The sequence below is a fragment of the Amycolatopsis stemonae genome (genome assembly GCF_054781455.1).
This window is the reverse complement of the sequence record NZ_BAAGUJ010000001.1, coordinates 690,740-715,621: the sequence shown is the minus strand read 5'-3', so window position 1 is coordinate 715,621 and position 24,882 is coordinate 690,740. Positions and strand designations below refer to the sequence as shown.

The window sequence follows — 24,882 nt, the reverse complement described above, 5'->3', positions numbered from 1 at the left end:
ACTGTAACTCAAACTATGACGACCGGTCTAGTGAGTTCGATGCTCGGTAAGGTCGTCCGCATGGGCAACCCGACCGGTCAGCAGTTCGAGATCACCCGCGGCAACGCACGCGCCGTCGTCACCGAAATCGGTGCCGGGCTGCGCGCGTTCGAAGTCGGCGGAGTGCCGTACGTCGAGGAGTTCCCCGAAGACGCGAAGCCGCCGAAGGGCGCCGGGCAGGTGCTGCTGCCCTGGCCGAACCGGACCAAGGCCGGCAAGTGGACGTTCCAGGGCGAGGAGCAGCAACTCGAGATCACCGAGGAGGCGCGCGGCAACGCCATCCACGGCCTGACCCGCCACCTCGAATGGGAGCTGCTGGAGCACGCCGAGTCGTCGATCACCCTGGCCGTCGACGTCGAGGTGCAGCCGGGCTGGCCGGTGCCGCTGCGGGCGACGGTGACCTACGAGGTCGCGCCGCGCGAGCTGACCATCACCCACGAGATCCGCAACGAAGGCGAGCAGCCGATCGGCGTCGGCGTCGGCACGCACCCGTACTTCCGCGTCGGCGACGTCCCGACCGACGAGCTGACCCTGACGCTGCCCGCGAGCCGCGTCCGGCCGTACGTCGGCGACCAGCAGATGCCGTACGCAGAGGAGCAGGACGTCGAGGGCACGGAGTACGACTTCCGCGGCGGCCGGGTACTGGCGGGCGTCGACCTGGACACGGCGTTCGGCGCGTTGTCGACGGCCGACGACGGCACGCACCACTTCGTCCTGGCCCACGGCGAGAAGCAGCTCGTCGTGTGGACCGGCCCGGACTTCCGCTGGGCCCAGGTGTTCACGCCGGACGACCTGGTCGGCCGCGGTCGCGCGGTGGCGATCGAGCCGATGACCTGCCCGGCCGACGCGCTCAACACGGGCACGGACCTGATCGACCTGGAGCCGGCGGCGTCGTGGTCGGGCAGCTGGGGCATCCGCGTCCGGTGAACCGCCTGGACGTCGCCGACGCGGGCGAAGTGCTGACGCTGCAACGCGCCGCGTACGTCACGGAGGCCCGCGCGCACGACGACTGGGACCTGCCCCCGCTGCTGGAAACCCTCGAGGAGACCCAGGCGGCGCTGTCGTCGTGCCTGTCGTGGGGCATCCGGGAGTCGGGCCGCCTGGTCGCCTCGGTGCGGCTGACGGTGACGGGGCCGGTCGGCACGATCGGCCGGCTGGTGGTGGCGCCGGACCGCCAGGGTTTCGGACTGGGCGGCGGGCTGCTGCGGTTCGCGGAGTCGTCGGCCCCGCCGTCCGTGACGGTGTTCCGGCTGTTCACGGGCGCGAAGAGCGTGGGGCCGCTGCGCCTGTACGCCAAGCACGGCTACCGCGAGACGCACCGGACGCCCGAGAACAACCACGAACTGGTGCACTTGGAGAAGGCCCGTGTGGAGGGCCCGGCGCCAGTTCGTTAGCGTGGCGAACTATGGCGAAGGCAATTGTCGGGGGCTATGTCCTCCCCATCGACGGTGACCCCATCGAAGGCGGCACGGTCCTGATCGACGACGGGAAGATCGTCGCGGTCGGTACCGAGGCCGACGTCGACATCCCGGAGGATGCCGAACTGGTCGACGCGGCCGGCACCTGGGTGCTGCCCGGCTTCATCGACGCCCACGCGCACCTCGGCGTCCACGAGGACGGCGAGGGGTGGGCCGGCAACGACACCAACGAGATGACCGACCCGAACGGCGCCCGCTTCCGCGCGATCGACGGCATCGACCCCTACGAGCCGGGCTTCGACGACGCGCTGGCCGGCGGCGTCACCAGCGTCGTCATCAAGCCGGGGTCGGGCAACCCGATCGGCGGCCAGACGATCGGCGTCAAGACCTGGGGCCGCAGCATCCTCGACATGGTCTTCGCGGAGCAGGTCAGCGTGAAGAGCGCGCTCGGCGAGAACCCGAAGCGCGTGTACGGCGACAAGAAGCAGACGCCGTCGACGCGGCTGGGCGTCGCCGCGATCCTGCGCGAGGCCTTCACCAAGGCCCGCAACTACCAGGCGAAGCGCGCGCACGCGGAGTCCGAAGGCAAGCCGCACGAGGTCGACCTGACGCTCGAGACGCTCTCGAAGGTCCTCGACGGCGAGCTGTACTGGGACCAGCACGTCCACCGCGCCGACGACATCGTCACGGCGCTGCGGCTGGCCGACGAGTTCGGCTACAAGCTCGTGATCAACCACGGCACCGAGGGCCACCTGATCGCGGACCTGCTGGCCGAGCGGGACGTCCCGGTGATCCTGGGCCCGCTGTTCACCACGAAGTCCAAGGTGGAGCTGCGCAACCGCACGCTGCGCTCGGCGGGCATCCTGGCCCGCGCCGGGGTCCGGATCGCGATCACGACGGACCACCCGGTGATCCCGATCAACTTCCTGGTGTACCAGGCGGCCCTGGCGGTGAAAGACGGCCTCGACCCGGTGACGGCGCTGCGGTCGCTGACGATCAACCCGGCGTCGATGCTGGGCCTGGACGAGCAGATCGGCTCGCTGAAGCCGGGCTTGGACGCGGACGTCGTGCTGTGGTCCGGCGACCCCCTCGACGTGATGAACCGCGCGCTGCGCGTCTTCGTCCGCGGCGACGAGGTGTACCACTTCGACGAGTCCCTGGGCGAGGGCGTGTCCAAGGACCGCCGCTACCGCGAAGCCCGCTGAGTTTCGGGCGGCACGCCGGTTACCGGGCGGTTCCGGCGTGCCGTCCGTTTTCACGAGAGCAGCGCGTCCAGGTCGAGCTCGACGGGGAACGGTTCACGGGTCGCGAAGGTGCCGGTGACGGCCGGGGCGTCCCGGTAGCCCCGGCAGGCGACCAGCGCGACCGGCTCACGGAGGTCGACGATCCAGTAGTGGGGGATCCCGGCGTCGGCGTACTCGTCGTGCTTCACGCGGTAGTCGGTGCGCCGGGAGCCCGAGGTCGCGATCTCGACGACCACCGCCACCTCCTCGGCGCGGATCGGGTCGGCCCGCGCGGCCCGGTCGAAGACCAGCAGGTCCGGGCGGCGGGAGAAGCCGGGCTCACCGGGCGGCGCCAAGCCGAGGTCCAGGTCGCTGCCGAGGACGAACGCGAGCCCGCGCGGCAGCTGCCGTTCCAGCTGCCCGGCCAGCCGGCACGCGGCCAGGTTGTGCGCCCGCCCGCCGCCGGGCGAGGGCACCACGCGGCCTTCGACCAGTTCGGTGAAGCCGCGGTCGGTTTCCCCGAGCGCTCGGTACTCCTCGAGGGACAACAGCTGGTCGGGCATGCGCAGAACGCTATCCGTCCCGCGGGCGGGACAGCGTTCGCTCGACCAGGTCGGCTCAGTCGAGCAGGGCGTCCAGGCCGATCTTGACCGGGAACGGGACGTCGGTGGTGAAGGTGCCGGTGACCGCCGAGGCGTCCAGTACGGCCCGGCTGGGAAGGGCGGCCGCAGGTTCTCCTCACGTTGCCGGGTACGTGTGACAGGAGCCGCTCGGTCAGGCCTTCTTCAGCTCCCGCGCGATGACCAGCCGCTGGATCTGGTTCGTGCCTTCGAAGATCTGCGGCACCTTCGCCTCGCGCATGTACCGCTCCACCGGGAAGTCCCGCGTGTACCCGGCGCCGCCGAGGACCTGGACCGCGTCCGTCGTCACCTTCATCGCGCCGTCCGTGGCCACCAGCTTGGCGATCGAGGCCTGGCGCTGGAACGGCAGCCCGCGGTCGCGGCGGCGCGCCGCCTCCAGGTAGCAGGCGCGGGACGACTCCACCACCGCCGCCATGTCGGCCAGGAGGAATTCCACCCCCTGGAAGTCGATGATCGGACGGCCGAACTGCGAGCGGCCCTTCGCGTACGTCACGGCTTCGTCCAGTGCCGCCTGCGCCAGGCCCACCGCGCACGCCGCGATGCCGAGGCGGCCGGAGCTCAGTGACGACAGGGCGATGCGCAGGCCGTCGCCGGCGGAACCCAGCAGCCGCGATGCCGGGACGCGGGCGCCGTCGAAGATCATCTGGGCCGTCGGCGAGCCCGTCAGGCCCATCTTGCGCTCGCGCGGCGCCGCCGAGAGGCCGGGTGTCGACGAGTCGACCAGCAGGCACGAAATCTCGTCCGGGCCGGTGCGCACCATCGTCGTGTAGAAGTCCGCCACGCCCGCGTGCGTGATCCACGCCTTCGTGCCGTTGACGACGTAGTCGGTGCCGTCGAGCCGCGCGCGGGTCGACAACGCGGCCGCGTCCGAACCCGCGTTCGTCTCCGACAGGGCGTACGCGCCCAGGAGCGAGCCTTCGAGCATGTCCGGGAGCCACTCGTCGCGCTGGGTGTCCGTGCCCCATTCGGCCAGGCCGTAGCAGGACATCGTGTGCACCGACAGGCCGACGCCGACCGTCATCCACGCCGTCGCGATCTCCTCCAGGACCTGCAGGTAGACCTCGTACGGCACCTCGCCGCCGCCCCAGCGCTCCGCGTACGGCAGCCCCAGCAGGCCGGACTTGCCGAGCAGGCGGAACTGCTCGCGCGGGAACTGCTCGGCCTCTTCGGCCGCCGCCGCGCGGGGCGCGAGCTCGTCACGGGCGATCTCCCTCGTCAGCGCGATCAGGTCCTCGGCGGCCGAATCCGGCAGCAGGCGTTCCGCGGGCATCGTCGTCCTCCATGACGGTACTGAAAACAGTACTCTAGGCTCAACTAGAGTACTATAGAGCGGACTGGGGCGGACCGACTGCGTAGGAGATAGTGAGCCGATGTCCCCCCGCGAGGCCCTCGCCCTCGGAAGCAGCCGCCGGCTGACCGCTCGCCAGCGCGCGCTGCTCTCCGAGCTCGAAGAGCTCTTCCTCGCCGAGGGCTTCGCCGAGTTCACCCTGGACGACCTCGCCGCCCGCCTGCGCTGCTCGAAGTCGACGCTCTACGCGCTCGCGCCGAGCAAGGAGCAACTCGCCGTCAAGGTCGTCACCCGGTTCTTCCGCGGGGCCGCGGAGCGGATCGAAGAGCGGATCGCCGGGATCGACGACGCCCGCAAGCTGATCGGCGAGTACCTGGCCGGCGTCGCCGAACACCTGAACCGGGCTTCCCCGTCGTTCATGCGCGACCTCGCCGAGTTCGGCCCGGCCCGCGAGGCGTACCAGGTCAACAGCCGGTTCGCCGCGAACCGGCTCCGGCAGTTCATCGACCGGGGCGTGGCCGAGGGCGTCTTCCGCGACGTCCACGCCCGGCTCGTCGCCGAGATGACCGGGCTGATCATCGAAGGCATCCAGACCGGGGTGCTCGGGCAGCGGGCCGAGGTGTCCGACGCCGAAGCGTTCACCGCACTGGGTGAACTGCTGCTCGGCGGGCTCGACAAATAGCGGACAGGAATTGTCAGCCTGAACTCCACTAAACTCCCCGCGTGATCGTCGTAGGCGGAGAAGCACTGGTCGACCTGGTTCCCGGCGACCCCCTGGATTCCACTGTGGACGGTGGGCTGCGCGCGCTGCTGCCGCGCCTGGGCGGCGGGCCGTACAACGTCGCCCTGGCGGCCGGGCGGCTCGGCGTGCCGACGGCCTTCCTTTCCCGCGTCTCCACCGACCGCTTCGGCGAAGCGATGGTCGAGCGCCTGCACGCCTCGGCCGTCGGCACGGCGCTGCTGCAGCGCGGGGACGAGCCGACGACGCTCGCCGTCGTCGCCCTCGACGCGAAGGGCGCCGCGCACTACACGTTCTACGTCGAGGGCACGGCCGACCGGCTGGTCGCGGACCCGGGACCGCTGCCGGAGAACGTGACCGCGCTCTCACTCGGCACCCTCGGCATGGTCCTCGAGCCCGGCGCGTCGGCGTACGAGGCGATGCTGCGGCGCGAGGCCGCCCGCGGCGTGCTGACCGTCCTCGACCCCAACATCCGCGAGGCGCTCATCACCGACCCGGCCGCCTACCGCGCCCGGTTCGCCTCCTGGCTGCCGGACGTCCGGCTGCTCAAGATCTCCGACGACGACGCCGCCTGGCTCACCGGCGGCGCCGACCCGGTCGCCGCCGCGAAGACGTGGGTCGAGTCCGGTGTGGACGCCGTGGTGCTCACCCGGGGCGCCGACGGGATCGCCGTGATCACCGCCGCGGGTGAGCTGGCCCACGTGCCGTCGCGGAAGGTGACGGTGGTCGACACGATCGGCGCGGGCGACACCGTCCAGGGCGCGCTGCTGGCCTGGCTGCACACGCACGAGGCCGCCGACCTGGCGTCCCTCGACGCCGGCGCGTGGCTCGAGGCGCTGGAGTACGCGGCGAAAGCGGCGTCGATCACCGTGTCGCGCAGCGGGGCCGAGCCGCCCACGTCGGCCGACATGGCGTCCACCGTGTGAACCTGGTCCCAAAGGGGCCCCCAGGAGCAACGCCACCGCTGCGCGAACACACGTTTCTCGACTAACGTTGAGGGGCATTCTTCATACCCCAGCGGGGCGGTGTGCAGCGAGGCGCCAGTGTTTCCTCGCGTGAACACTTGGCTACCTGTGGAACCCGCAGGCGCCGCCGGCCCGTGCCGAAACGTGAGAGGGACTTGCATGTCCGACGCGACGACTGCGGGGCAGTCCGGCGGCGAAACCGCGAAGCTGACCCTGCCGAGTGGCGAGCACGAGTTCAAGATCGTCCACCCGGTCGAGGGCGCGCCCGGGATCGAACTGGGGAAGCTGCTGGCGCAGACGGGGTACATCACCTACGACCCCGGGTTCGTCAACACCGGCGCCGCGTCGTCCGCCATCGCCTACATCGACGGTGACGCCGGGATCCTCCGGTACCGCGGCTACCCGATCGAGCAGCTGGCCGAGAAGTCGACCTTCGTCGAGGTGTCCTACCTCCTGATCTACGGCGAGCTGCCCACCGAGGCCCAGCTGGCCGACTTCACCGAAAAGATCCAGCGCCACACGCTGCTGCACGAGGACCTGAAGGCGTTCTTCAGCGGCTTCCCGCGTGACGCGCACCCGATGCCGGTCCTGTCCAGCGCGGTGTCGGCGCTGTCGACCTTCTACCAGGACTCGCTCGACCCGTTCGACGAGCCGAACGTGGAGCTGTCCACCATCCGGCTGCTCGCCAAGGTCCCGACCCTGGCCGCCTACGCCTACAAGAAGTCCGTCGGCCAGCCGCTGCTGTACCCGGACAACTCGCTCGGCCTGGTCGAGAACTTCCTGCGGATGACGTTCGGCTTCCCGGCCGAGCCGTACGAGGTCGACCCGGACATCGCGAAGGCGCTCGACCTGCTGTTCATCCTGCACGCCGACCACGAGCAGAACTGCTCGACGTCGACGGTGCGCCTGGTGGGCTCGTCCGAGGCGAACCTGTTCGCCTCGATTTCCGCGGGCATCAACGCGCTGTTCGGCCCGCTGCACGGCGGCGCGAACGCGGCGGTCCTCGACATGCTCGAGGGCATCCAGGCGGACGGCGGCGACGTCGCCAAGTTCGTCGAGCGCGTGAAGAACAAGGAAAAGGGCGTGAAGCTGATGGGCTTCGGGCACCGGGTCTACAAGAACTACGACCCGCGCGCGAAGATCATCAAGAACACCGCCGACGAGATCCTCGGCAAGCTGAAGGGCGGCGACCAGCTGCTCGACATCGCCAAGAAGCTCGAAGAGACGGCCCTTTCCGACGACTACTTCGTCGAGCGCAAGCTGTACCCGAACGTGGACTTCTACACCGGCCTGATCTACCGGGCGCTGGGCTTCCCGACGAAGTTCTTCACGGTGCTGTTCGCGCTCGGCCGGCTCCCGGGCTGGATCGCGCACTGGCGCGAGATGATCCAGGACCCGGCCACCAAGATCGGCCGCCCGCGGCAGATCTACACCGGCTACGACTCGCGGGACTACATCCCTATGTCGGACCGCTGAGTTTTTCACCCCGGCAGGGGCTTTTTCGGGGGTTCCGGGTGGCGAAGCCCCCGGCCCGAGGCGGAGCCTCGGCTGAAACAGCGCCCCGCCGTGCACCCGCACGGCGGGGCGCTTATCGTTGGGCCGCGTGACCAAAGAAGCACCCGTCGTCCTGTGGTTCCGCCGCGACCTGCGGCTGGGTGACCACGCCGCGCTGCTCGAAGCGTCGAAGCACAGCAAGCACGTCCTCGCGTTGTACGTCCTCGACGAGGCGCTGCTGAAGCCAGGTGGCGCGCCGCGGGAGGCGTTCCTCTACGGGTGCCTGGAGAAGCTCGACGAGCAGCTCGGCGGCCGGCTGATGCTCGTGCGCGGCGAACCGGCGGCCGAGGTCGTGAAGGCGGCGAAGAAGATCGGTGCCGCGGCGGTGCACGTCAGCGCGGACACCGGGCCGTATGGCCGTCGACGGGACGCTTCCGTGGCGAAGGCGCTGGCGGAGCACAACATCGACTGGGTCGAGACCGGCTCGCCGTACGCGATCACGCCCGGCCGCGTCACCAAGCCGGACGGCGACCCGTACCGCGTCTTCACGCCGTTCCACCGCGCCTGGACCGCGCACGGCTGGCGCGGGCCCGCCGACACCGGACCGTCCCTTGTGGACTGGGTGGAGCCACCGCGGTCGCTGAAGATCCCCAAGCCGCCCAAGGTTCCGGCGACGCTGCCCGAGCCGGGCGAGCAGGCCGCGCTGGACGTCTGGCACGCCTTCCTCGACGACGGCATCGAAACCTACGACGAGGATCGCGACCGGCCGGACCGCGAAGGCACGACCCGGCTTTCGCCGTATCTGCGCTGGGGCTGCGTCCACCCGCGGACGCTCCTGGCCGACCTGGAAGGCGACGACCGCGTCGGCGCGAAATCCCTGCGCAGCGAGATCTGCTGGCGCGAATTCCACGCCGACGTCCTGTTCAACCGCCCGGAAACCGCACGCGAGAACTACGACTCGCGCTTCGACAAGATGAAGCACGACAACGACCACGACGCCTTCGAGCGGTGGTGCGCGGGCAAGACCGGCTACCCGGTCGTCGACGCCGGGATGCGGCAGCTGCTCGCCGAGGGCTGGATGCACAACCGGGTGCGGATGGTCGTCGCGAGCTTCCTGGTGAAGGACCTGCACCTGCCGTGGTGGTGGGGCGCGCGGCACTTCATGAAGCACCTGGTGGACGGCGACCTGGCGTCCAACCAGCTGAACTGGCAGTGGGTCGCGGGCTGCGGCACCGACGCCGCGCCGTACTTCCGGATCTTCAACCCCACGACGCAGGGGGAGAAGTTCGACCCGAACGGCGACTACGTCCGGAAGTACGTGCCGGAGCTGCGGCCGGTCCAGGGCAAGGCGGTCCACAAGCTGAAGGACCGCCCCGAGGACTACCCGGAGCCCATGGTCGACCACGCCCACGAGCGCCAGGTGTCCCTGGAGCGGTACGGCGCGATCACGTCGTGAGTGGTCAGCCGCGCAGGGCCTCCGACAGCTTGATGCGGCTGCCGATGCGCAGCACGCTGTTGCCGTAGATCCTGCCGCCCAGCCAGGTCAGGGCCGCGACCAGCGCGACGGTCAGGCCGAGCGACAACCCGATCTCCCAGCCGGCCGCCGCGCCGGTCGAGATCCGGGCCGGCATCAGGATCGGCGACAGCAGCGGGATCAGCGAGAGCACCTTGGTCCCGGTGCCCGACGGGTCCTGCAGCAGCAAGTTGATCCCGGCGATGAACCCGACGACGAGGATGATGTTGAGCGGCGAGACCACGGACTGCGTGTCCTCCTGCCGCGAGACCAGCGAGCCGAGCGCGCCGTAGATCGTGGCGTACAACAGGAAACCGAGCAGGTACCAGAGCAGGCCCCACAGCAGCGTCCCGGTGGCGAAGCCGGACAGGGTGAACACGCCGGTGACCGACGCCGCGACCAGCCCGGCCGCGCCGAGGATCACCAGCTGCGTCAGGCCGACCAGGCCGAGCCCGATCACCTTGCCCAGCAACAGCTGCCACGGCCGCACGCTGGCGAGCAGGATCTCCACGACCCGGCTCGACTTCTCCTCGACGACGCCCTGGGCGACCATCATCCCGTAGGTGATGATGCTGAGGTAGAGCAGGAACGCCACGATCAGCCCGACGACCAGCCGTTGCGTGTGGTCGGCGGGTTCCGGCGAGATCGGGTCGTCCTGCACGTGCGTGCCGTCGACCTGCGCCATCACGTCGGCCGGCTCGAGCTGCGCGGACGACAGCACGCCGTCGAGCACCTGCTGCTGCGCGACCTGGTCGAGCACCCGGCGCAGCTGGTCGTCCAAAGAGGACTTGTAGGTGGCGGTCAGCTTCGCCGCGCTGCCCGAGACGAGCGCGTCGAGGTCGCCGTTCTCGACCTGCCGGCGACCCTCGGCCGGGTCGGTGACGGTGACCGTCTCGACCTGCCGCCCGGACTGGGCCGCCGCGACCTGCAGCTGCCGCGCGATGCCGGTCGCCTGCCCGGTCAGGCCGACGGTGTTCTTCTCCGCCGACCCGGCCAGCGCCGTCTGGAAGCCGACGTACCCCAGCAGCAGCACGAGCAGCACCGCGGTGCCGATCACGAACGAACGCGTCCGCAGCCGGGTGTTGAGCTCGCGCTTCAGCACGAGCCAGACGGCCCGGCGGCCACTCAGCTTCTTCATCGTTCCCCCTTGTCGGACACCGCGTCGCGGAACAGCTCGGTCAGCGACCGGCGACGGCGGCTGAACTCGGTGACCGGTCCGGTCGCCAGGGCCGCGGCGAGCACGGCCTGGTCGTCGGCGCTGGGTTCGAGGTCGAGCACGGTGGTGGGACCGTGGTTTTCGACGACGCGCACGCCGGGCAGCCCGGCGGCCCAGCCTTCGGGCGCGGCCGGCGCGGTCACGACGAGCTTGCTGCTCGCCCCCGCGGTCAGCTCGGCGACCGTGCCGACGGCGACCATCCGGCCGGCGCGGATGATCCCGACGCGGTCGCACAGCCGCTCGACGAGGTCGAGCTGGTGGCTGGAGAACACGACCGGCACCCCGGCCGCCGCCTTCTCGCGCAGCACCGCGCTCATGACGTCGACGGCGAGCGGGTCCAGGCCGGAGAACGGCTCGTCGAGCACCAGCACGGCCGGGTCGTGCACCAGCGCGGCGGCCAGCTGGACGCGTTGCTGGTTGCCGAGGCTGAGCTTCTGGACCTCGTCCTTGCGGCGCTCGGCCAGCCCGAGCCGGGCGATCCAGAGCTCGGCGTTGCGGTGGGCTTCGTTCGTGCTCAGGCCGTGCAGCTCCGCCAGGTAGACGAGCTGGTCGAGCACCTTCATCTTCGGGTAGAGCCCGCGCTCCTCCGGCATGTAGCCGATGTGCGTCCGGGTCTCGTGGGTGACCGGGCGGCCGTCGAAGCGGACTTCCCCGCCGTCGGCGGCGAGCACCCCCAGCGCGATCCGCATCGTGGTCGTCTTGCCGGCGCCGTTGCTGCCGACGAACCCGAACAGCTCCCCGGCGCGGACGTCGAACGAGACGCCGTCCAGCGCGACCTTCGTGCCGTAGCGCTTGGAGATCGCGTCGATCTCCAGGGTCCCCTCAGGCATTCCCCATCCCCTCCTCGTGCCCGGTCATGCTCCCCCCTCGCGGTAGACCTGGGTGGACAGCGGTGTGAACGGCTCGCGGCTGAACACCGCTTCGACCGGCAGGTCGAACACCGCGCAGATCCGGAACGCCAGGTCCAGGCTCGGATAGTGGTCTCCCCGCTCGAGCGCGCCGATGGTCTGCGGGTTGACCTCGACGGCGCTCGCGAGCGCGGCCCTGCTCAACCCGCGCTCGGCGCGAAGCACGGCCAGCCGGTTGTAGATCGGCAGCTCTTTGCCGCGTCTGACCGGACTCATGAAACGTACTGTTGCAAAAACCCAATGGGACGTCAACTCAAGAGAACGTCAAGGTCCGGTTCAGGCGAGCCCGGCGAGCGACTTGTCGACAAGCTCCGCGACGCGTGGCCTCGCGGCCTCGGCGTCGGCCGGGACCAAGGCCAGCCGGGTCCGGCGCTCCAGCACGTCCGCGACGTCCAGGGCGCCCTCGTTCCGGACCGCCCACACGACCTCGGCCGCGGTGATCTCCGTCCCGGGGAAGACCGGCGCGGCGAACTCCTCGTCCAGCTCGCCCAACGCCGCCACGCGCGGCGCTTCCGTTCCGTAGCGCGCGACCAGCCGCGGTGCGGCGTCCACAAGGGACAGACTCGGCCGGGAAGCCGCGCCCAGCAGGGGCAACCGGGACGTCCGGCACGGCGAAGCCGAAAGCCCGGCCAGCCGGACGGCGGCGTCGACCGCGTCCTCCGCCATCCGTCGGTACGTCGTGAGCTTCCCGCCGACCACGGTCAAGAGCCCGTCCGATCCGGCCAGGACCGCGTGCTTGCGCGACAGGTCCGCCGACCGGCCGCCGCCCTCGACCAACGGCCGCAGGCCCGCGTACGAGCCGGCGACGTCGTCTCGCGTCAAGGGCCGCGAAAGAACCGAAGAGGCCAGCGACAGCAGGAAGTCCACATCGGACTCGGGCACCGAAGGCACGTCGGGGATCGAGCCCGGCACCGGCTCGTCGGTGAGTCCCAGGTAGACGCGGCCGTCCGGCTGGGGGAGCAGGAAGACGAACCGGTTGGTCTCGCCCGGCACGGGGATGTTCACCGACGTCGTGCCCATCGGGACCGTCCCCGGCGCCAGCACCAGGTGCGACCCCAGCGACGGCCGCAGCCGGACCGACCCCGTGAGGGTGCCCGCCCAGACGCCCGCCGCGTTGATCACCTGGCGGGCGTGGATGTCGAACGAGTCGCCCGAAAGGCCGTCGCGGACCCGGACCCGGTCCGCCGAAAGCGACGACGCGGACAGGCGGGTCAGGATCCGGGCGCCGAACGACGCCGCCGTGCGCGCCAGGGAAACCACCAGCCGGGCGTCGTCGACCAACGCGCCGTCGTAGGCCAGCAACGCGCCGCGCAGACCGGGCACGGCGAGCCCGGGAGCCAGGGCAAGCGCTTCCGCGGCCGGGACCGAACGCGGCCGCGGCAGCACCGACGACGGCGTGCGCGCCGCCCGGCGGAGGCCGTCGCCCGCGCGGAGGCCGGCCGCCACGAGCGCCTGCTGGGCCCGGGAAGTGCTGGGGTACAACGGGAACAGCTGCGGCATCGCGCGGGTCAGGTGCGGTGCCGTGCGCGTCATGAGGATGCCGCGCTCGACAGCGCTTTCATGGGCCAGGCCGAGCTCGCCGTGCGCCAGGTACCGCAGGCCGCCGTGCACGAGCTTCGACGACCAGCGTGATGTCCCGAACGCGAGGTCGTGCGCCTCGACAAGTGCCACCGACAGCCCGCGCGAAGCCGCGTCCAGGGCGATGCCCGTGCCGGTCACACCGCCGCCGACCACCGCGACGTCGACGCGCTCGCCCGACGCCAGCTCCGCGAGCTCGCGTTCGCGGCGCCGCGCGTTGAGCGAGCCGGACGTCATGGCTTCAGCGCCGCGTCGAGCACGTGCGTGAACTCCGCCAGCAGTGCCGCCTCGCCGACGTCCACCGTGGCCGGCCGCAGTGAGAACGCGAACGACTGGACCACCAGCAGCACCGACCGGGACTGCGCCGCGACGGGCGCGCGCCGGATCGAACCGTCGCGGTGACCGGCTTCCAGCAGCTGGTGCAGGGCCTGTTCGGCGAACTTCTGGGTCGCGCCGAGCCGCTCCACGATGTACGGGAGGACGAGCTCGGGGTCGACGTCGAGCAGCGTGCGGAACAGCGGGTCGGCCGCCAGCGCGCGGACGCCGGCTGACGCGATGAGCACGAGCCGCTCGCGGCTGTTCGCGGCGTCGGCGCCGCGCTCGCTCGCCGTGCGCAGGAGCCCGCTGAACTCGCGGGTCATCAGGGCGGCGAGCACGCTGCGGACGTCCGGGAAGCGACGGTAGACCGTCATCCGGCTGACCCGGGCGGTGCGGGCGATCTCGGCGAGTGTGGTGCGGCGCACACCGACGGCCAGCACGCACGAGCGCGCGGCGTCGAGCAGCACGTCATCGGCCACGCGCGTCGCCGTCTGGCGGTTGCGGGTGTCCGCGAGCGCGGAGGAACCCGCGGTCTGGGTGGTGTGACGTTTCACGTCCATGTGTCACACTGTATCGGTGAACGCGCTCATTGACCACCGCCTTCGAGGGTCCTGGACCCCGGAAGCCGCCGACGCAGCCCGGCTGCCCGTCCGGGCCGCCAAGTGGCTCGGCCAGCGTATCGGTCCGATCGCCCCCGGTGCTGCCCCCGCGGGCGAAATGCCGGTGGAAATACCGTCACCGAAACTGGCCGGATCTGCTGTCACGGCGCTGTCGGAGGTCGTCGGCGCGGAGAACGTGCTGGTGGAGAACGCCGAGCGGCTCGCGCGCGCGACCGGGCTGTCGTACCTCGACCTGCTGCGCCGCCGGTCGCCCGAGGTGGGCTTCCCGGTGCCCGACGCGGTCGTGCTGCCGGCCGACCCGGACGAGGTCCAGGCCGTGCTCGACGTCTGCGTCCGGCACGACGTCGGCGTCGTGCCCTTCGGTGGCGGCACGTCGGTGGTCGGCGGCGTCGCCGCGCTCAGCGGGGAGAAGACAGCGGTCATCGCCCTCGACCTCGCCCGGCTCGACGCCCTGGTGTCGGTCGACGCGGAGTCGCGCATCGCCGTCCTGCAGGCGGGTGTCCGCGGTCCCGAGGCCGAGCGGCTTCTCGGCGAGCACGGCCTGACCCTCGGGCACATCCCGCAGTCGTTCGAGCGCGCCACGATCGGCGGCTTCGCGGCGACGCGCTCGGCCGGGCAGGCGTCGTCGGGCTACGGCCGCTTCGAGGACATGGTCAAGGGCGTGCGGCTGGCCACCCCGCGCGGCGAGTGGAAGCTCGGGATCGCGCCGGCGTCCGCCGCCGGGCCGGACCTGCGGCAGCTCGCGGTCGGCAGCGAAGGGACCCTCGGCGTCATCACCGAGGTGTCGCTGCGGGTGCGGCCGGCACCGCCGGTCAAGCGGTACGAGGGCTACGCGCTGCCGGGGTGGGAAGCGGGCCGCGAAGCCGTCCGCGACCTCGCGCAGCACCACGCGCTCGCCGACGTGACCCGGCTGTCCGATGTGGACGAGACCGAGGTTTCGCTGGCGTTGAACGCCGGCCTGAAGACGACGGCGCTGCGCCGGTACCTGGCCGCGCGCGGGGTGCCGCACCCGTGCTTCCTGATCGTCGGCTGGGAGGGCACCGCCGACGACGTCGCGATCCGGCGCAGCCGGACGGCCCGGCGGCTCAAGGCGCTGGGCGCGGTGCGCGTCGGCAAGGCGCTCGGTGAGTCGTGGCGGCACGGGCGGTTCGCCGGGCCCCGTCAGCGGGATGCCCTGATGGACCACGGGGTCTGCGTCGAAACCCTGGAGACCGCCGCCTATTGGTCCAATGTGGACGAGCTGCGGGACGACGTCCGCGCGGCGCTCACGGCGTCCTTGGGGCGCGCGATCGTCATGTGCCACATTTCGCACGCGTACGAGACGGGCGCGTCGCTGTACTTCACGGTGCTGACGGCCCGCGACGAGGCCGACCCGGTCGGCCAGTGGCAGCGCGCGAAGGCGGCGGCGTGCGAGGCGATCGCCGGCCTGGGCACGATTTCGCACCACCACGCCGTCGGCGTCGACCACGCGCCCTACCTGAAGGCGGAGATCGGCGCGCTGGGCGTCGACGTGCTGCGCGCGGCGAAGAACGCGGTCGACCCGACCGGGATCCTCAACCCCGGCAAGCTGATCTAGGGAAAGGTGCGCCCGTCCGGCGGCTCGACGACCTCGCACGCCACGCCGGGGCCGCCGGCGGGCTCGCCCCGGAGCTCGACGGCCTGCGCCTGCGGGACGTCGGCCGTGCGGACCGGCTTGCCGTCGACCAGCAGCGGGTAGCGGATCGGCACCGCGCCGATGTAGGCCAGCACGTCCGTCACCGGGCTGCCGTCTTCGAGCGTGATGCGCGGCTCGGTGAGCCGGACCAGGTGGTAGCGGTTGCCGCGGCCTTCGCAGACGTCCAGCACGGCGAGCTGGTCCGGCGTCACGAACCAGACGGCGTGCTCCTCGACGCCCGGCAGCGCGGTGAGCGTCGCCGGGCGCTGGCCGTCGCGGTAGCGCAGGCCGCCCGCCCACACCGCGGCGAGGCCGTCGCAGCGGGCGTGCGCCACCACGACCGGGCCTTCGAGGCCCAGTTCGGCACGCATCCAGCTGATCTTCGACGGGTTCGCGTTGGAGCCGTAGGCGAGCACGGCCTGCCTGTCGCGCCAGCCGTCCGGCGCGGTGTCCAGCGGCCGGCCGACGCCGTTTTCGTGCACGAAGGAGTAGCCCGGCCGGGTCCCCGGATAGGGGTCGGCCGGGTAGTCCGCGTCGGCGAAGAGGTTCAGAACGTCACCACGCTGCGGAGGACGTCACCGCGGTGCATGCGCTCGAAGGCCTGCTCCACGCCGTCGACACCGATGCGCTCGGTGACGAACTTGTCGAGCGGCAGCCGGCCCTGCAGGTAGAGGTCGACGAGCATCGGGAAGTCCCGGCTCGGCAGGCAGTCGCCGTACCAGGACGACTTGAGCGAACCGCCGCGCGAGAAGAAGTCGATCAGGGGAAGGTCGTTCAGCCGCATGTCCGGCGTCGGGACGCCGACGAGGACGACCGTGCCGGCCAGGTCGCGGCCGTAGAAGGCCTGCCGCCAGGTCTCCGGGCGGCCGACGGCGTCGACCACGACGTCCGGGCCGAAGGAGTGCGTGGCGTCCTGCATGGCCTCGACGACCTGCTCCTCGGACAGGTTCCTGCTGTTCACCGTGTACGTGGCGCCGAAGTCCTTCGCCCACTCGAGCTTCCGGTCGTCCGTGTCGATCGCGATGATCGTGGTGGCGCCGGCCAGCTTCGCGCCCGCGATGGCGGCGTCGCCGACCCCGCCGCAGCCGATGACCGCGACCGAGTCGCCGCGCGTGACGGCCCCGGTGTTGATCGCCGCGCCGAGTCCGGCCATCACCCCGCAGCCGAGCAGCCCCGCGACCGCGGGTTCGGCCTCGCGGTTCACCTTCGTGCACTGTCCGCTGTGGACGAGCGTCTTCTCGAGGAACGCGCCGATGCCCAGGGCGGGCGACAGCTTGGTGCCGTCGGTGAGGGTCATCGGCTGGGCGGCGTTGAAGGTGGAGAAGCAGTACCAGGGCTTGCCGCGCTTGCAGGCCCGGCAGGTGCCGCAGACGGCGCGCCAGTTGAGGATGACGTAGTCGCCGGGCTCGAGATCGGTGACGCCGTCGCCGACCGCCTCGACGACGCCGGCGGCCTCGTGGCCGAGCAGGAACGGGAAGTCGTCGTTGATCCCGCCCTCGCGGTAGTGCAGATCGGTGTGGCAGACCCCGCAGGCCTGCACGTTCACGACGGCCTCGCCCGGCCCGGGATCCGGGACGACCACGGTCTCCAGCGAGACCGGCTCACCCTTCGCCCGCGAAACGACCCCCTGGACCTCGTACGGCATGCGAATCCACCTTCCGGCTGCACTGCAGGTTCGCCCGCAGCTTGCCACGGATCACGGTGGGATGGCGACATCCGCATGAGTGAGAGTCGGTGACTCATGCGCAACGAGTTGCGTGTTACGCAACTTCGGCGACCCAGTTCCGGTCGGCGTCGGTGGTTTCGTCGTCGACGCAGGCGAACGGGCGGCCCGCCGCGTGCTCGACGATCGGCCGGGTCTTCCAGTGCGGCCACGGGCCGAAGCCCGGGTCGACCCGGGACAGCAGGGGATTGCCCAGGTCGGCGTCCGTGAACTGCGCGTACTCGCCGGAACCGCGGCCGAACGGGATCAGGGGGCCGTCGATGTCGAGGAACAGCAGGGGGCGCATGGTGACGGCAGTCTGGCACGGGCCTCCGGGACCTTCCCGCCCGCTCCCGGCTCGCACGATCCGGGAGCGGACGGCAAGACACTCAGGCCGGGGTGATGATGTACGCGACGCCGCCGGGGCCGCTCGCCACCGTGCCGTCCGCGCGGTAACGCTTCGTCCGCTGCCAGATCTTCTCGAACTGGTCGCGCTTGTACACGTTGCGCACCCGGTCGTTGCTGCTGGACGCCGGGTCGTTCGCGATCACGTCGCCGTCCTTCGTGAAGCCGACCACCACCATGATGTGCCCGGACGTGCCGTAGCCGGCGCCGTCGAGCTCCGAGGCCAGGAACGACTGCGACGTGATCACCGGGATGCCGCGGGCGATGTAGTTCTCCAGCTCGTTCAGCGAGTGCAGCCGCGTGATGTGCCCGCGCAGCCCGCGCGACGCCGCGTACGCCGTGTTGAACGGCCAGTTGCCCGTGCCGTCGTAGGCGTGGTCGTAGGTGTAGCGCGCCGCGAACGCCACCGACGGGTCGACGTAGTCCGCCGGGATCCACGACATCTCCGCCGCCGACGGCTTCTTGCCCCAGTACTCCGCCACCATCTCGGTCGACGTCGGGCTGCACCATGCCTCGCCGCCCCCGCCGTACTGGGGGAACTGTCCCTTGTGGAGGTTCTGCGCGTACGCCGGCACCTTCAGCTCGATCCCGGTCGCGCGGCCCGGCTTCGTCGTCTGGACGTCGAAGCGGTCCGGCACCGCCGACGTCATCGCGCCCAGTGACGTCACCGACGGCGTCGCGTGCGAGCCCTTCTCGCGGTAGAGGCTGATCCGCAGGTGGTACGACTCGAGCGTCACCCCGGTCTTCATGACCAGCGTGTCGACGTCCACCGCGGCGTTCGCGTCGTCCTGCCCGTCGACGCTCGTGCGGAGGATGTCGCCGTCGCCGCTCGCCCAGCGGCCCATGACGTACCACGCCGTTTCGACGCCCGCCGACGTCCGGCCCTGCGCTTCGACCTGCAGCCAGGTCTTCTCCGGCGTCTTCGCGTTCCAGGACGCGACCAGCTGCGTCGCGCCGAAGCCCTCGCGGTACTCCGGCGAGGTCCACTGGCCGTACTCGTACGTTCTCGTCGTGCCCAGCTCCGGCTCGGTGTGCTCCACCGTGCCCGCCGGGTGCGTGATGCGCAGGCCGTCGCGCGTCAGGTCCAGCCCGGCGAAGTGGCCTTCGTGGAAGCGGCCGCCGTTCCACTCGTGGTAGTCGATCGCTTCGTCGTCGCCGGGCCGGGCGGGCGCGGCCTCGGCGACTTGCGCGGTTACAGCAGTCAACACGACGACTGACAATAAGGTGAACAACTTGCGTGCCCGCATCCCGGCTCCCTGATAGACCCACCCAGTAGGCAGGGATTTTCGCCGGTCCGGCCGGGTATGTAAACAGCTGTCTAGAGCACGGCCTGCGTCTGTGTCACTTTCGCGACCAACTTGCCGCCGTCGTCGTGGATCTCCGTCTCCACCACGACGAACTTGCGCCCGGCGTGCAGTGGTCTGGACGACGCAACGGCGTAGCCCGAACGCACGGCACGCAGGAAGTTCGTCTTCGACTCGACGGTCGTGGTGCCCTGCGCGCCCTCGGGCAGGTTGAGGAACGCGCAGACGGCGCCGGTCGAGTCGGCCAGCGCCATGAGCGCGCCGCCGTGCAGCGCGCCGCCGAGCGTGCAGAGGCTCTCGTCCCACTTCAGCCGGCTGCGGACGAGCGCGGGCGCGTGCTCCAGAACCTCGACGCCGAGGCGTTCGGAGAACGGCATGGTGCGGTGGAAGAGCTGCGTGCCCTCGGGATCGGTCATGCGGTCACTGTGCCGCACGGCCGCGCCCGAGGGCGATTACCCCGCGGGTAACGCGCTCAGCTCAGCGGGTTGACGAGCAGCAACTCGGTGTTGTGGTCCACGGCGTCCCCGACGCGGCCGAGGTTGGTGTGGATGTCGTTGTAGGACAGCTCGCGGTAGAGCGACGCAAGCGCTTGCGGGGTCCGGGCGCCGTAGTCCACGGCGTACGGCGCTTCCGCCTCGATCAAGGTCGTGAACAGCGACAACGTGCCGTCGGCGTTGTCGGCGACCTCGACGATCCGGGCGTGCTGCGGGAAGTCGATGTGCGATGCGGTGTTGATCTCCCAGAAGCCCTGCTGCGGGGTGTTCCCGGCGTGCGGGGTGATCTTGTTGAGGTGCGTGTGGCCGTTGACCCAGGCCAGCACGTTGGGGAACCGCTTGAGCAGCGCGACGAACGCGTTGCCGTCCAGGCGCGGGTCGAGCAGGTGCCGCGAGTCCGGCAGCACGTTGCCCATCGTGCCGCTGGTGTGGTGGCTGAACAGCAGGAACAGCTCGTCGGTGACGGTCTGGGTGACCTTGCGGCCGAAGAAGTCGTAGTACTTCGAGCTGTTGCGCTTCAGCGTCGCCTCGACCCAGTTGTACTGCGCGAGGCCGATCGAGCCGTCGGCGAACCCGGCGTCGGTCGTCGTGTCGAGGCTGATCCCGGTGACGCCCGGGGCGATCCGGAACGTGTAGTAGACGTTCTTGCCGTCGGCGTTGGCGCTGGTGAAGCCGTGCCCGGCCGGGCCGGGGCCGGTGTTGGCCGCGTCGAGGTGGGCGCGGACGAACTCGCCGGTGGTGAACGGGCGGCGCCGCGCGTCCGGCGTCACCTCGCGGATCGTGCCGCTGCCGCCGAACAGTTCGCCGACCGGGACGCTGGAGCCGCTCTTGATCGCGTCGGCGAGCTTCTTGGCGGAGGTCTCGTCCTTGCCGATCACCTTGTACTTGCCGGTGTACCAGGCGTCGATGCCGGGGATCTGCGCCGGCAACGAGCCGACGATGCTGTCGTCGTGGTTGCCGAACGTGCAGAACCACGGGACGTCGAGGCCGGGCGCGGTGAACGTCTTGATGCCCGCTTCGAGCAGGCCGGGGATCTGGGGGAAGCCCTTGGCGGAGTAGTCGTCGGTGCCCGGCCTGCCCGGGTTCCAGAACTCGTGGTTGCCCGAGTTCTGCACGCCTTCGTAGGCGTTCGGGTCGCCGGAGTTCGGCGTGACGCTGCCGCCGTTGAGGACCTTGAGGAACCAGTCGAGCTCGATCAGTTCGTGGTTGTCGGTGTTGTCGCCGGTGGTGACCATCAGGTCGAACGGCCGTCCGGTGAACGGGCCCTGCCGCACGCTGTTGACGCGCTCGACGAGCGCGCTGGTGGCGACGGTGCCGAGCACCTCCTGCGGCCGGTGCGCGGAGCCGATGAAGGGGTGCAGGTACTCGAAGCGCGCGGGGCTCTCGGTGTCCGTGATGTGCAGATCGGTGAACTGCACGAACGCGCTGAGCGCGCGGCGCCGGTCGTCGCGGCCGTTCTGCGGGGTGGCGAGGTCGCCGCGGACGACCAGCGGCCAGCCCGGACCCGCGCTCAGCCGGCTGTAGGTGGCGGTGCCGCCGCCGGTGGCCACCTGCTCGAGGGTGGTGCCGGCGGTGGTGACCGAGCGCGCGGTCGTGAGCCGCAGGGCGCGGTCGAGGGCGTTCGCGGTGGGCGTGCACAGCAGGAGTCCGACACCGGCGGCGCCCGCGGTGGCGAAGGTGCGCCGGGTGAGTTCGGCCATGGTGTTCGCTCCCCAGTCATCTCGGTTGCCCAGCACCGTGCCGGACAGGAGTGGACGCACGGTGAACATGAAAAACATTCATCGTGACAATTCAGTCCACCCTGTCACACGACGCGGCGAGGGGAGTACCGCCGAACGTCGTGGTGAATCCGGGCGCTCAGATCAGCGCGACGCCGAAGGACAGGAACAGCACGACCACGATGATCGCCGGGATGATCGCGAGGATGCCGCAGATCAGGCCGGCGATGCCCATGCCGCGGCCGGTGTAGCCCGGCTTCGCGCTCTGCACCATGCCGGCCCACGACAACGCGATCGCGAGCGCGCCCATGAACACGTCGCCGAACGGGATCCAGAACCCGATCAGCGCCAGGATGCCGATCACCATGCCCGCGACGCAGAGCCCGCTGGTGCGCAGCATCGGGTACGGCATCGCGTTGTAGGGCCCGGGGTACGGCTGCTGGACGGGCACCGGCGCGGACACCGGGTACTGCTGCGCGGGCACCGGCCCGGACACCGGGTACTGCGGCCGCCACGCCGGTTCGATCGGGACCGGCAGCTGCGCCGGCGGTTCCTGCGCGTACGGGTCGGGAATGGTCATGTCGCACCTCTTCGTTCGGGACCTACCGAAGTCGGCCCCGTCCGCCCGCGTGTTACGAGCCGCCCAAACCGGACTCCGTCACGCCCCGGACCAGATAGCGCTGCAAAACGGCGAACAGCACCACGATCGGCAGAATCGACACCGCCGCGGCCAGGAACAGCAGGTTCAGCTGCGGGTTCTGCGCCGTCAGCAATCCCGACAAAGCCACCTGAACCGTCCACGAATCGGGGGACTGGGCGATGATCAGCGGCCAGAGGAACGCGTTCCAGCTGCCGATCACCGTGATGACCGCGATGGCCGCGAAGAAACCCTTCGAATTCGGGACCACGATGCGCCAGAACACACCCCAGCGCGTCAGGCCGTCGACGCGCCCGGCCTCCTCCAGCTCACGCGGGAAGTCGAGGAAGTACTGCCGGAACAGGAAAACGCTGAACGCGCTGAACAGCCCGGGAACCACCAGCCCGCGGAAGTCCGAAAGCCAGCCCAGCGACGAAACCACCACGAAGCTCGGCACGAAAGTCACCGACGTCGGAATCATCAAGGTCGCCAGCACGGCGTAGAACACGCCCCGGGAATGCCGGTACGGGATGCGCGCCAGCCCGTACCCCGCCAGCGAACAGATCACCAGCAGTCCGAAGGTCTGCAAAACCGCCACGATCAACGAATTCAGCAGGCTCCGCGCGAACGGGACGTCCGAAAGCGAGAACAGCTTGCCGAAGTTCTCCCAGTGCACTGTGGATGGAAAGAACGTCCACTGTGGAGCGGTGATCTCGGCGCGCGACGCCAGCCCGTTGCGCACCAGCAGGTAGAACGGCAGCAGGAACACCACCGCCGCGACGACCAGCGCCGTCCAGCGGAAGAACGCCCTCACGACGCACGTCCGAAGCGCAGCACGCGGCCCTGCAGCAGCGTCACCAAGGCGATGATGAGCGCCAGGATCACCGCGCCCGCGCTGCCGCGGCCGAGGTCCTGGCCGCCCGAGCCGAGCGACGTGTAGTACAGGTACACCAAGGGCGGCCGGGCGAACGGGGGATAACCCCGGGAGTCGCCCATGATGTTGTAGAACTCGTCGAACGCCTGGTACGCGTTGATCAGGTTGAGCAGCAGCACCGCCACGGCCGTCGCGCGCAGCTGCGGCAGCGTCACGTTGCGGAAGACCTGCCAGCCCGGTTTCGCGCCGTCGAGCCACGCCGCTTCGTAGAGGTGCCGCGGGATCCGTTGCAGGGCCGCGATGAACAGGATCATGTAGAACCCGAGCTGCAGCCACAACCGAGCCGTCACCAGCACGATCCAGTACAGCGGCGGGTCCACCGTCCCGGTCCAGGCCACCGGGTCCGCGCCGAACAGCCCGAGGACGGTGTTCGCGAGTCCATAGCGGACACCCGAGAACAGCGACGTCTTCCAGATCAGCGACGCGACGACGTACGAGCACGCGAACGGCAGGAAGAACACCGACCGGAAGAACGCCCGCGCGAACCGGAGCTGGTTGACGCCCAGCGCGAGGGCCAGCGACAGCACGAACGTCAGCGGCACGATGAACACCGCGAACACGCTGAACGTCCCCAGGCTCGACAGGAACGGCTCGTCGGTGAGCATGTGCCCGTAGTTGTCCAGCCCGACGAAGTCCGTCGGGGTCACCGTGTTGCGCGCGTCGAAGAAGGACAGGTACGCGCTCCAGCCGATCGGCAGGTACGCGAAGAGCGCGAGCCCGATCAGGAACGGCCCGACGAACAACCAGAACGCGCGCGCATCGCGCCGCCTCATCCGAACAGGCGCTTCAGTTCGGACTGGGCCACCTCGACCGCGGTCTTCGTCTGCGCGACCGGGTCGGCGCCCTCTTTGGCGATCTTCGCGACCGCGTCGGACAACGCCGTGTTCGCCTGCTGTGTCCACACCGGACCGCCGACCAGGTGGCCGTTCTCCTTGACGAACCGGGCGGCGTCGGCGGCCGGGCCCGACGCGAGGCTGCTCGCTTGGGCGACCAGGCTCTGGCGCGCCGGGACGTGGAAGCCGAACTTGGTGGCGAACTCCAGCTGGTCGTCGGTCTTGTCGATCCACAGCCACTTCACGAACGCCTTGGCCTCGGCGACGTGCAGGCTCTTGGCGTTCACCATCGCGCCGTACGCGCCGACCGGCACCGACGGCGCGCCGCTGCCGTCCAGCTTCGGGAACGGCAGTACGCCGAAGTCGTCGTCGAACGCGTCGCGGATCTTCGGCATGTTCCACAGCCCGGTCCACTGCATCGCGGCGAGGCCGTCGACGAACGCGCCCGGGTCCGACCAGTCCGCCGGCGCGCCGAGCAGCAGTGAGCCGTTGGAGTTCAGCGTGTGGAGCTTGCCGAGCGCGGTCGCCGCGCGCGGGTCGTCGAAGCCGACTTCGCGGTTGCCGTTCTTGAGGTAGTCGAGGCCGGCCGACCACAGCAGCGGCCCGGTGAGCACGCCGACACCGCCGTCGTTGCCCGCGAAGAAGCCCTTGACGCCGTCCTTCGTGAGCTTCGCGGCCGCGTCGATCAGCTCGTCGACCGTCTGCGGCGGCTGCACGCCCGCGGCCTGCAGCAGGCTCTTGCGGTAGAAGAGCACCTGCGTGTCGGTGGCCTGCGGGATCCCGTAGACCTTGCCCTCGACGGTCTGCGCGGCGAGCACGGCCGGGCTGAAGTCGCCCTTGACCGGCGCGATGACGTCGTCGAGCGAGACGACCTGGTTCTGCCGCACCCAGTCGATCTTGACCTGCGCCTCGAAGACGTCCGGCACCTTGCTGTTCTGCAGCGCGGTGACGATCTTCGAATCGTAGTCACCCGGGTTCCACTGCACGTTGACCGTCGCGCCGGGGTAGCTCGCGGCGTAGCGCTTGACCGCTTCCTGGACGCCGTCTTCGCCGTACGCGTGGTACCACTGCTGGAGCGTGACCTTCGGCGCGTCCGACGGCGGCGGCCCCGCGCTGTAGGCCGTCGACGGCGGCGGCGTGCCCTGCCGTCCGGTGTTCGACCCGCAAGCCGTCGCCAGCGCGCCCATCCCCGCGAGCGCGAGAAAACTCCGCCTGTTCCGCTGCATCCCCAGAACCCCTCC

25 protein-coding genes are annotated in these 24,882 nt (G+C 70.6%); 8 read left to right on the top strand and 17 right to left on the bottom strand.

What is annotated here, in order from left to right; genetic code table 11:
• The first annotated feature begins 60 nt into the window (after positions 1-60).
• Genes ACYVLJ_RS03555 through ACYVLJ_RS03545 form a run of 3 tightly spaced genes read left to right on the top strand, consistent with a single transcriptional unit; the run spans position 61 to position 2,662 of the window.
• Positions 61-966, top strand: coding sequence for an aldose 1-epimerase family protein (locus ACYVLJ_RS03555; RefSeq protein ID WP_451968770.1), 906 nt, complete (start codon positions 61-63; stop codon positions 964-966).
• Positions 933-1,433: a GNAT family N-acetyltransferase gene (locus tag ACYVLJ_RS03550; protein WP_451968768.1), complete on the top strand. Its 501-nt coding sequence runs from the start codon at positions 933-935 to the stop codon at positions 1,431-1,433. Before ACYVLJ_RS03555 ends, ACYVLJ_RS03550 begins: the two co-directional genes overlap by 34 nt.
• 11 nt (positions 1,434-1,444) lie before the next feature.
• Entirely contained in the window at positions 1,445-2,662 is a 1,218-nt protein-coding gene (locus ACYVLJ_RS03545) for an amidohydrolase (RefSeq protein ID WP_451968766.1), read from the top strand.
• A 50-nt stretch (positions 2,663-2,712) separates the two neighbouring features.
• On the opposite strand, the gene ACYVLJ_RS03540 is transcribed toward ACYVLJ_RS03545, so the two are convergent.
• Together ACYVLJ_RS03540 and ACYVLJ_RS03535 are read right to left on the bottom strand one after the other, a co-directional pair.
• A complete protein-coding gene (locus ACYVLJ_RS03540; RefSeq protein WP_451968765.1) occupies positions 2,713-3,243 on the bottom strand; it encodes a Uma2 family endonuclease in 531 nt (176 codons plus the stop codon).
• Positions 3,244-3,454: 211 nt separating this feature from the next.
• On the bottom strand, positions 3,455-4,591 hold the full coding sequence (locus ACYVLJ_RS03535) for an acyl-CoA dehydrogenase family protein (protein WP_460437728.1): 1,137 nt from the start codon (positions 4,589-4,591) through the stop codon (positions 3,455-3,457).
• Between the two features lie 100 nt (positions 4,592-4,691).
• Here ACYVLJ_RS03535 and ACYVLJ_RS03530 point away from each other — a divergent pair, with 100 nt between their 5' ends.
• From ACYVLJ_RS03530 to ACYVLJ_RS03515, 4 genes are all read left to right on the top strand, one after another.
• Positions 4,692-5,291 (top strand): TetR/AcrR family transcriptional regulator, encoded by a 600-nt coding sequence (locus tag ACYVLJ_RS03530; RefSeq protein ID WP_451968761.1) that lies wholly within the window; start codon positions 4,692-4,694, stop codon positions 5,289-5,291.
• Positions 5,292-5,332: 41 nt separating this feature from the next.
• Positions 5,333-6,274 (top strand): carbohydrate kinase family protein, encoded by a 942-nt coding sequence (locus tag ACYVLJ_RS03525; RefSeq protein ID WP_460437727.1) that lies wholly within the window; start codon positions 5,333-5,335, stop codon positions 6,272-6,274.
• Positions 6,275-6,472: 198 nt separating this feature from the next.
• Positions 6,473-7,789, top strand: a complete 1,317-nt coding sequence (locus ACYVLJ_RS03520; protein WP_451968757.1) for a citrate synthase — start codon at positions 6,473-6,475, stop codon at positions 7,787-7,789.
• 127 nt (positions 7,790-7,916) lie between these two features.
• Positions 7,917-9,263 carry a cryptochrome/photolyase family protein gene (locus ACYVLJ_RS03515; protein ID WP_460437726.1) on the top strand — a complete coding sequence of 449 codons (1,347 nt, stop codon included), beginning with the start codon at positions 7,917-7,919 and terminating at the stop codon, positions 9,261-9,263.
• 4 nt (positions 9,264-9,267) lie between these two features.
• Here ACYVLJ_RS03515 and ACYVLJ_RS03510 read toward each other — a convergent pair whose 3' ends face one another.
• From ACYVLJ_RS03510 to ACYVLJ_RS03490, 5 genes are read right to left on the bottom strand one after another with little or no spacing between them, the layout of a single operon-like run.
• Positions 9,268-10,458, bottom strand: a complete 1,191-nt coding sequence (locus tag ACYVLJ_RS03510) for an ABC transporter permease (protein WP_451968755.1) — start codon at positions 10,456-10,458, stop codon at positions 9,268-9,270.
• On the bottom strand, positions 10,455-11,366 hold the full coding sequence (locus ACYVLJ_RS03505; RefSeq protein ID WP_460437725.1) for an ABC transporter ATP-binding protein: 912 nt from the start codon (positions 11,364-11,366) through the stop codon (positions 10,455-10,457). The genes ACYVLJ_RS03510 and ACYVLJ_RS03505 overlap by 4 nt, the downstream gene beginning before the upstream one ends.
• A 24-nt stretch (positions 11,367-11,390) precedes the next feature.
• Positions 11,391-11,660, bottom strand: a complete 270-nt coding sequence (locus ACYVLJ_RS03500; RefSeq protein ID WP_451968753.1) for a helix-turn-helix transcriptional regulator — start codon at positions 11,658-11,660, stop codon at positions 11,391-11,393.
• A 60-nt stretch (positions 11,661-11,720) separates the two neighbouring features.
• A complete protein-coding gene (locus ACYVLJ_RS03495) occupies positions 11,721-13,259 on the bottom strand; it encodes a glycerol-3-phosphate dehydrogenase/oxidase (RefSeq protein ID WP_460437724.1) in 1,539 nt (512 codons plus the stop codon).
• The gene (locus tag ACYVLJ_RS03490) at positions 13,256-13,819 is read right to left on the bottom strand and encodes a TetR/AcrR family transcriptional regulator (RefSeq protein WP_451969852.1); all 564 of its coding nucleotides are present in this window, start codon (positions 13,817-13,819) and stop codon (positions 13,256-13,258) included. Before ACYVLJ_RS03490 ends, ACYVLJ_RS03495 begins: the two co-directional genes overlap by 4 nt.
• 97 nt (positions 13,820-13,916) lie before the next feature.
• Between ACYVLJ_RS03490 and ACYVLJ_RS03485 the strand changes: the two genes are divergently transcribed.
• The gene (locus ACYVLJ_RS03485) at positions 13,917-15,536 is read left to right on the top strand and encodes an FAD-binding oxidoreductase (RefSeq protein ID WP_460437723.1); all 1,620 of its coding nucleotides are present in this window, start codon (positions 13,917-13,919) and stop codon (positions 15,534-15,536) included.
• Here the strand turns inward: ACYVLJ_RS03485 and ACYVLJ_RS03480 are convergent.
• From ACYVLJ_RS03480 to ACYVLJ_RS03435, 10 genes are all read right to left on the bottom strand, one after another.
• On the bottom strand, positions 15,533-16,096 hold the full coding sequence (locus ACYVLJ_RS03480) for a gamma-glutamylcyclotransferase family protein (protein ID WP_460437722.1): 564 nt from the start codon (positions 16,094-16,096) through the stop codon (positions 15,533-15,535). The two genes, ACYVLJ_RS03485 and ACYVLJ_RS03480, sit on opposite strands and share 4 nt — an antisense overlap.
• A 65-nt stretch (positions 16,097-16,161) precedes the next feature.
• Entirely contained in the window at positions 16,162-17,259 is a 1,098-nt protein-coding gene (locus ACYVLJ_RS03475; protein ID WP_460437721.1) for an S-(hydroxymethyl)mycothiol dehydrogenase, read from the bottom strand.
• A gap of 115 nt (positions 17,260-17,374) precedes the next feature.
• Positions 17,375-17,623, bottom strand: a complete 249-nt coding sequence (locus ACYVLJ_RS03470) for a hypothetical protein (RefSeq protein WP_460437720.1) — start codon at positions 17,621-17,623, stop codon at positions 17,375-17,377.
• A gap of 82 nt (positions 17,624-17,705) precedes the next feature.
• On the bottom strand, positions 17,706-18,968 hold the full coding sequence (locus ACYVLJ_RS03465) for a peptidase C39 family protein (RefSeq protein ID WP_451968743.1): 1,263 nt from the start codon (positions 18,966-18,968) through the stop codon (positions 17,706-17,708).
• A 71-nt stretch (positions 18,969-19,039) separates the two neighbouring features.
• Positions 19,040-19,441 carry a PaaI family thioesterase gene (locus ACYVLJ_RS03460; RefSeq protein ID WP_451968741.1) on the bottom strand — a complete coding sequence of 134 codons (402 nt, stop codon included), beginning with the start codon at positions 19,439-19,441 and terminating at the stop codon, positions 19,040-19,042.
• A 56-nt stretch (positions 19,442-19,497) separates the two neighbouring features.
• Positions 19,498-21,219, bottom strand: a complete 1,722-nt coding sequence (locus tag ACYVLJ_RS03455) for a TIGR03767 family metallophosphoesterase (protein WP_460437719.1) — start codon at positions 21,217-21,219, stop codon at positions 19,498-19,500.
• Positions 21,220-21,376: 157 nt separating this feature from the next.
• Complete coding sequence (locus ACYVLJ_RS03450) at positions 21,377-21,817, bottom strand: DUF4190 domain-containing protein (protein WP_460437718.1); 441 nt, start codon at positions 21,815-21,817, stop codon at positions 21,377-21,379.
• A 52-nt stretch (positions 21,818-21,869) separates the two neighbouring features.
• Entirely contained in the window at positions 21,870-22,688 is an 819-nt protein-coding gene (locus ACYVLJ_RS03445) for a carbohydrate ABC transporter permease (RefSeq protein WP_460437717.1), read from the bottom strand.
• Positions 22,685-23,581: a carbohydrate ABC transporter permease gene (locus ACYVLJ_RS03440; protein WP_460437716.1), complete on the bottom strand. Its 897-nt coding sequence runs from the start codon at positions 23,579-23,581 to the stop codon at positions 22,685-22,687. Before ACYVLJ_RS03440 ends, ACYVLJ_RS03445 begins: the two co-directional genes overlap by 4 nt.
• Positions 23,578-24,867: an ABC transporter substrate-binding protein gene (locus ACYVLJ_RS03435; RefSeq protein WP_460437715.1), complete on the bottom strand. Its 1,290-nt coding sequence runs from the start codon at positions 24,865-24,867 to the stop codon at positions 23,578-23,580. Before ACYVLJ_RS03435 ends, ACYVLJ_RS03440 begins: the two co-directional genes overlap by 4 nt.
• Positions 24,868-24,882: the final 15 nt, after the last annotated feature.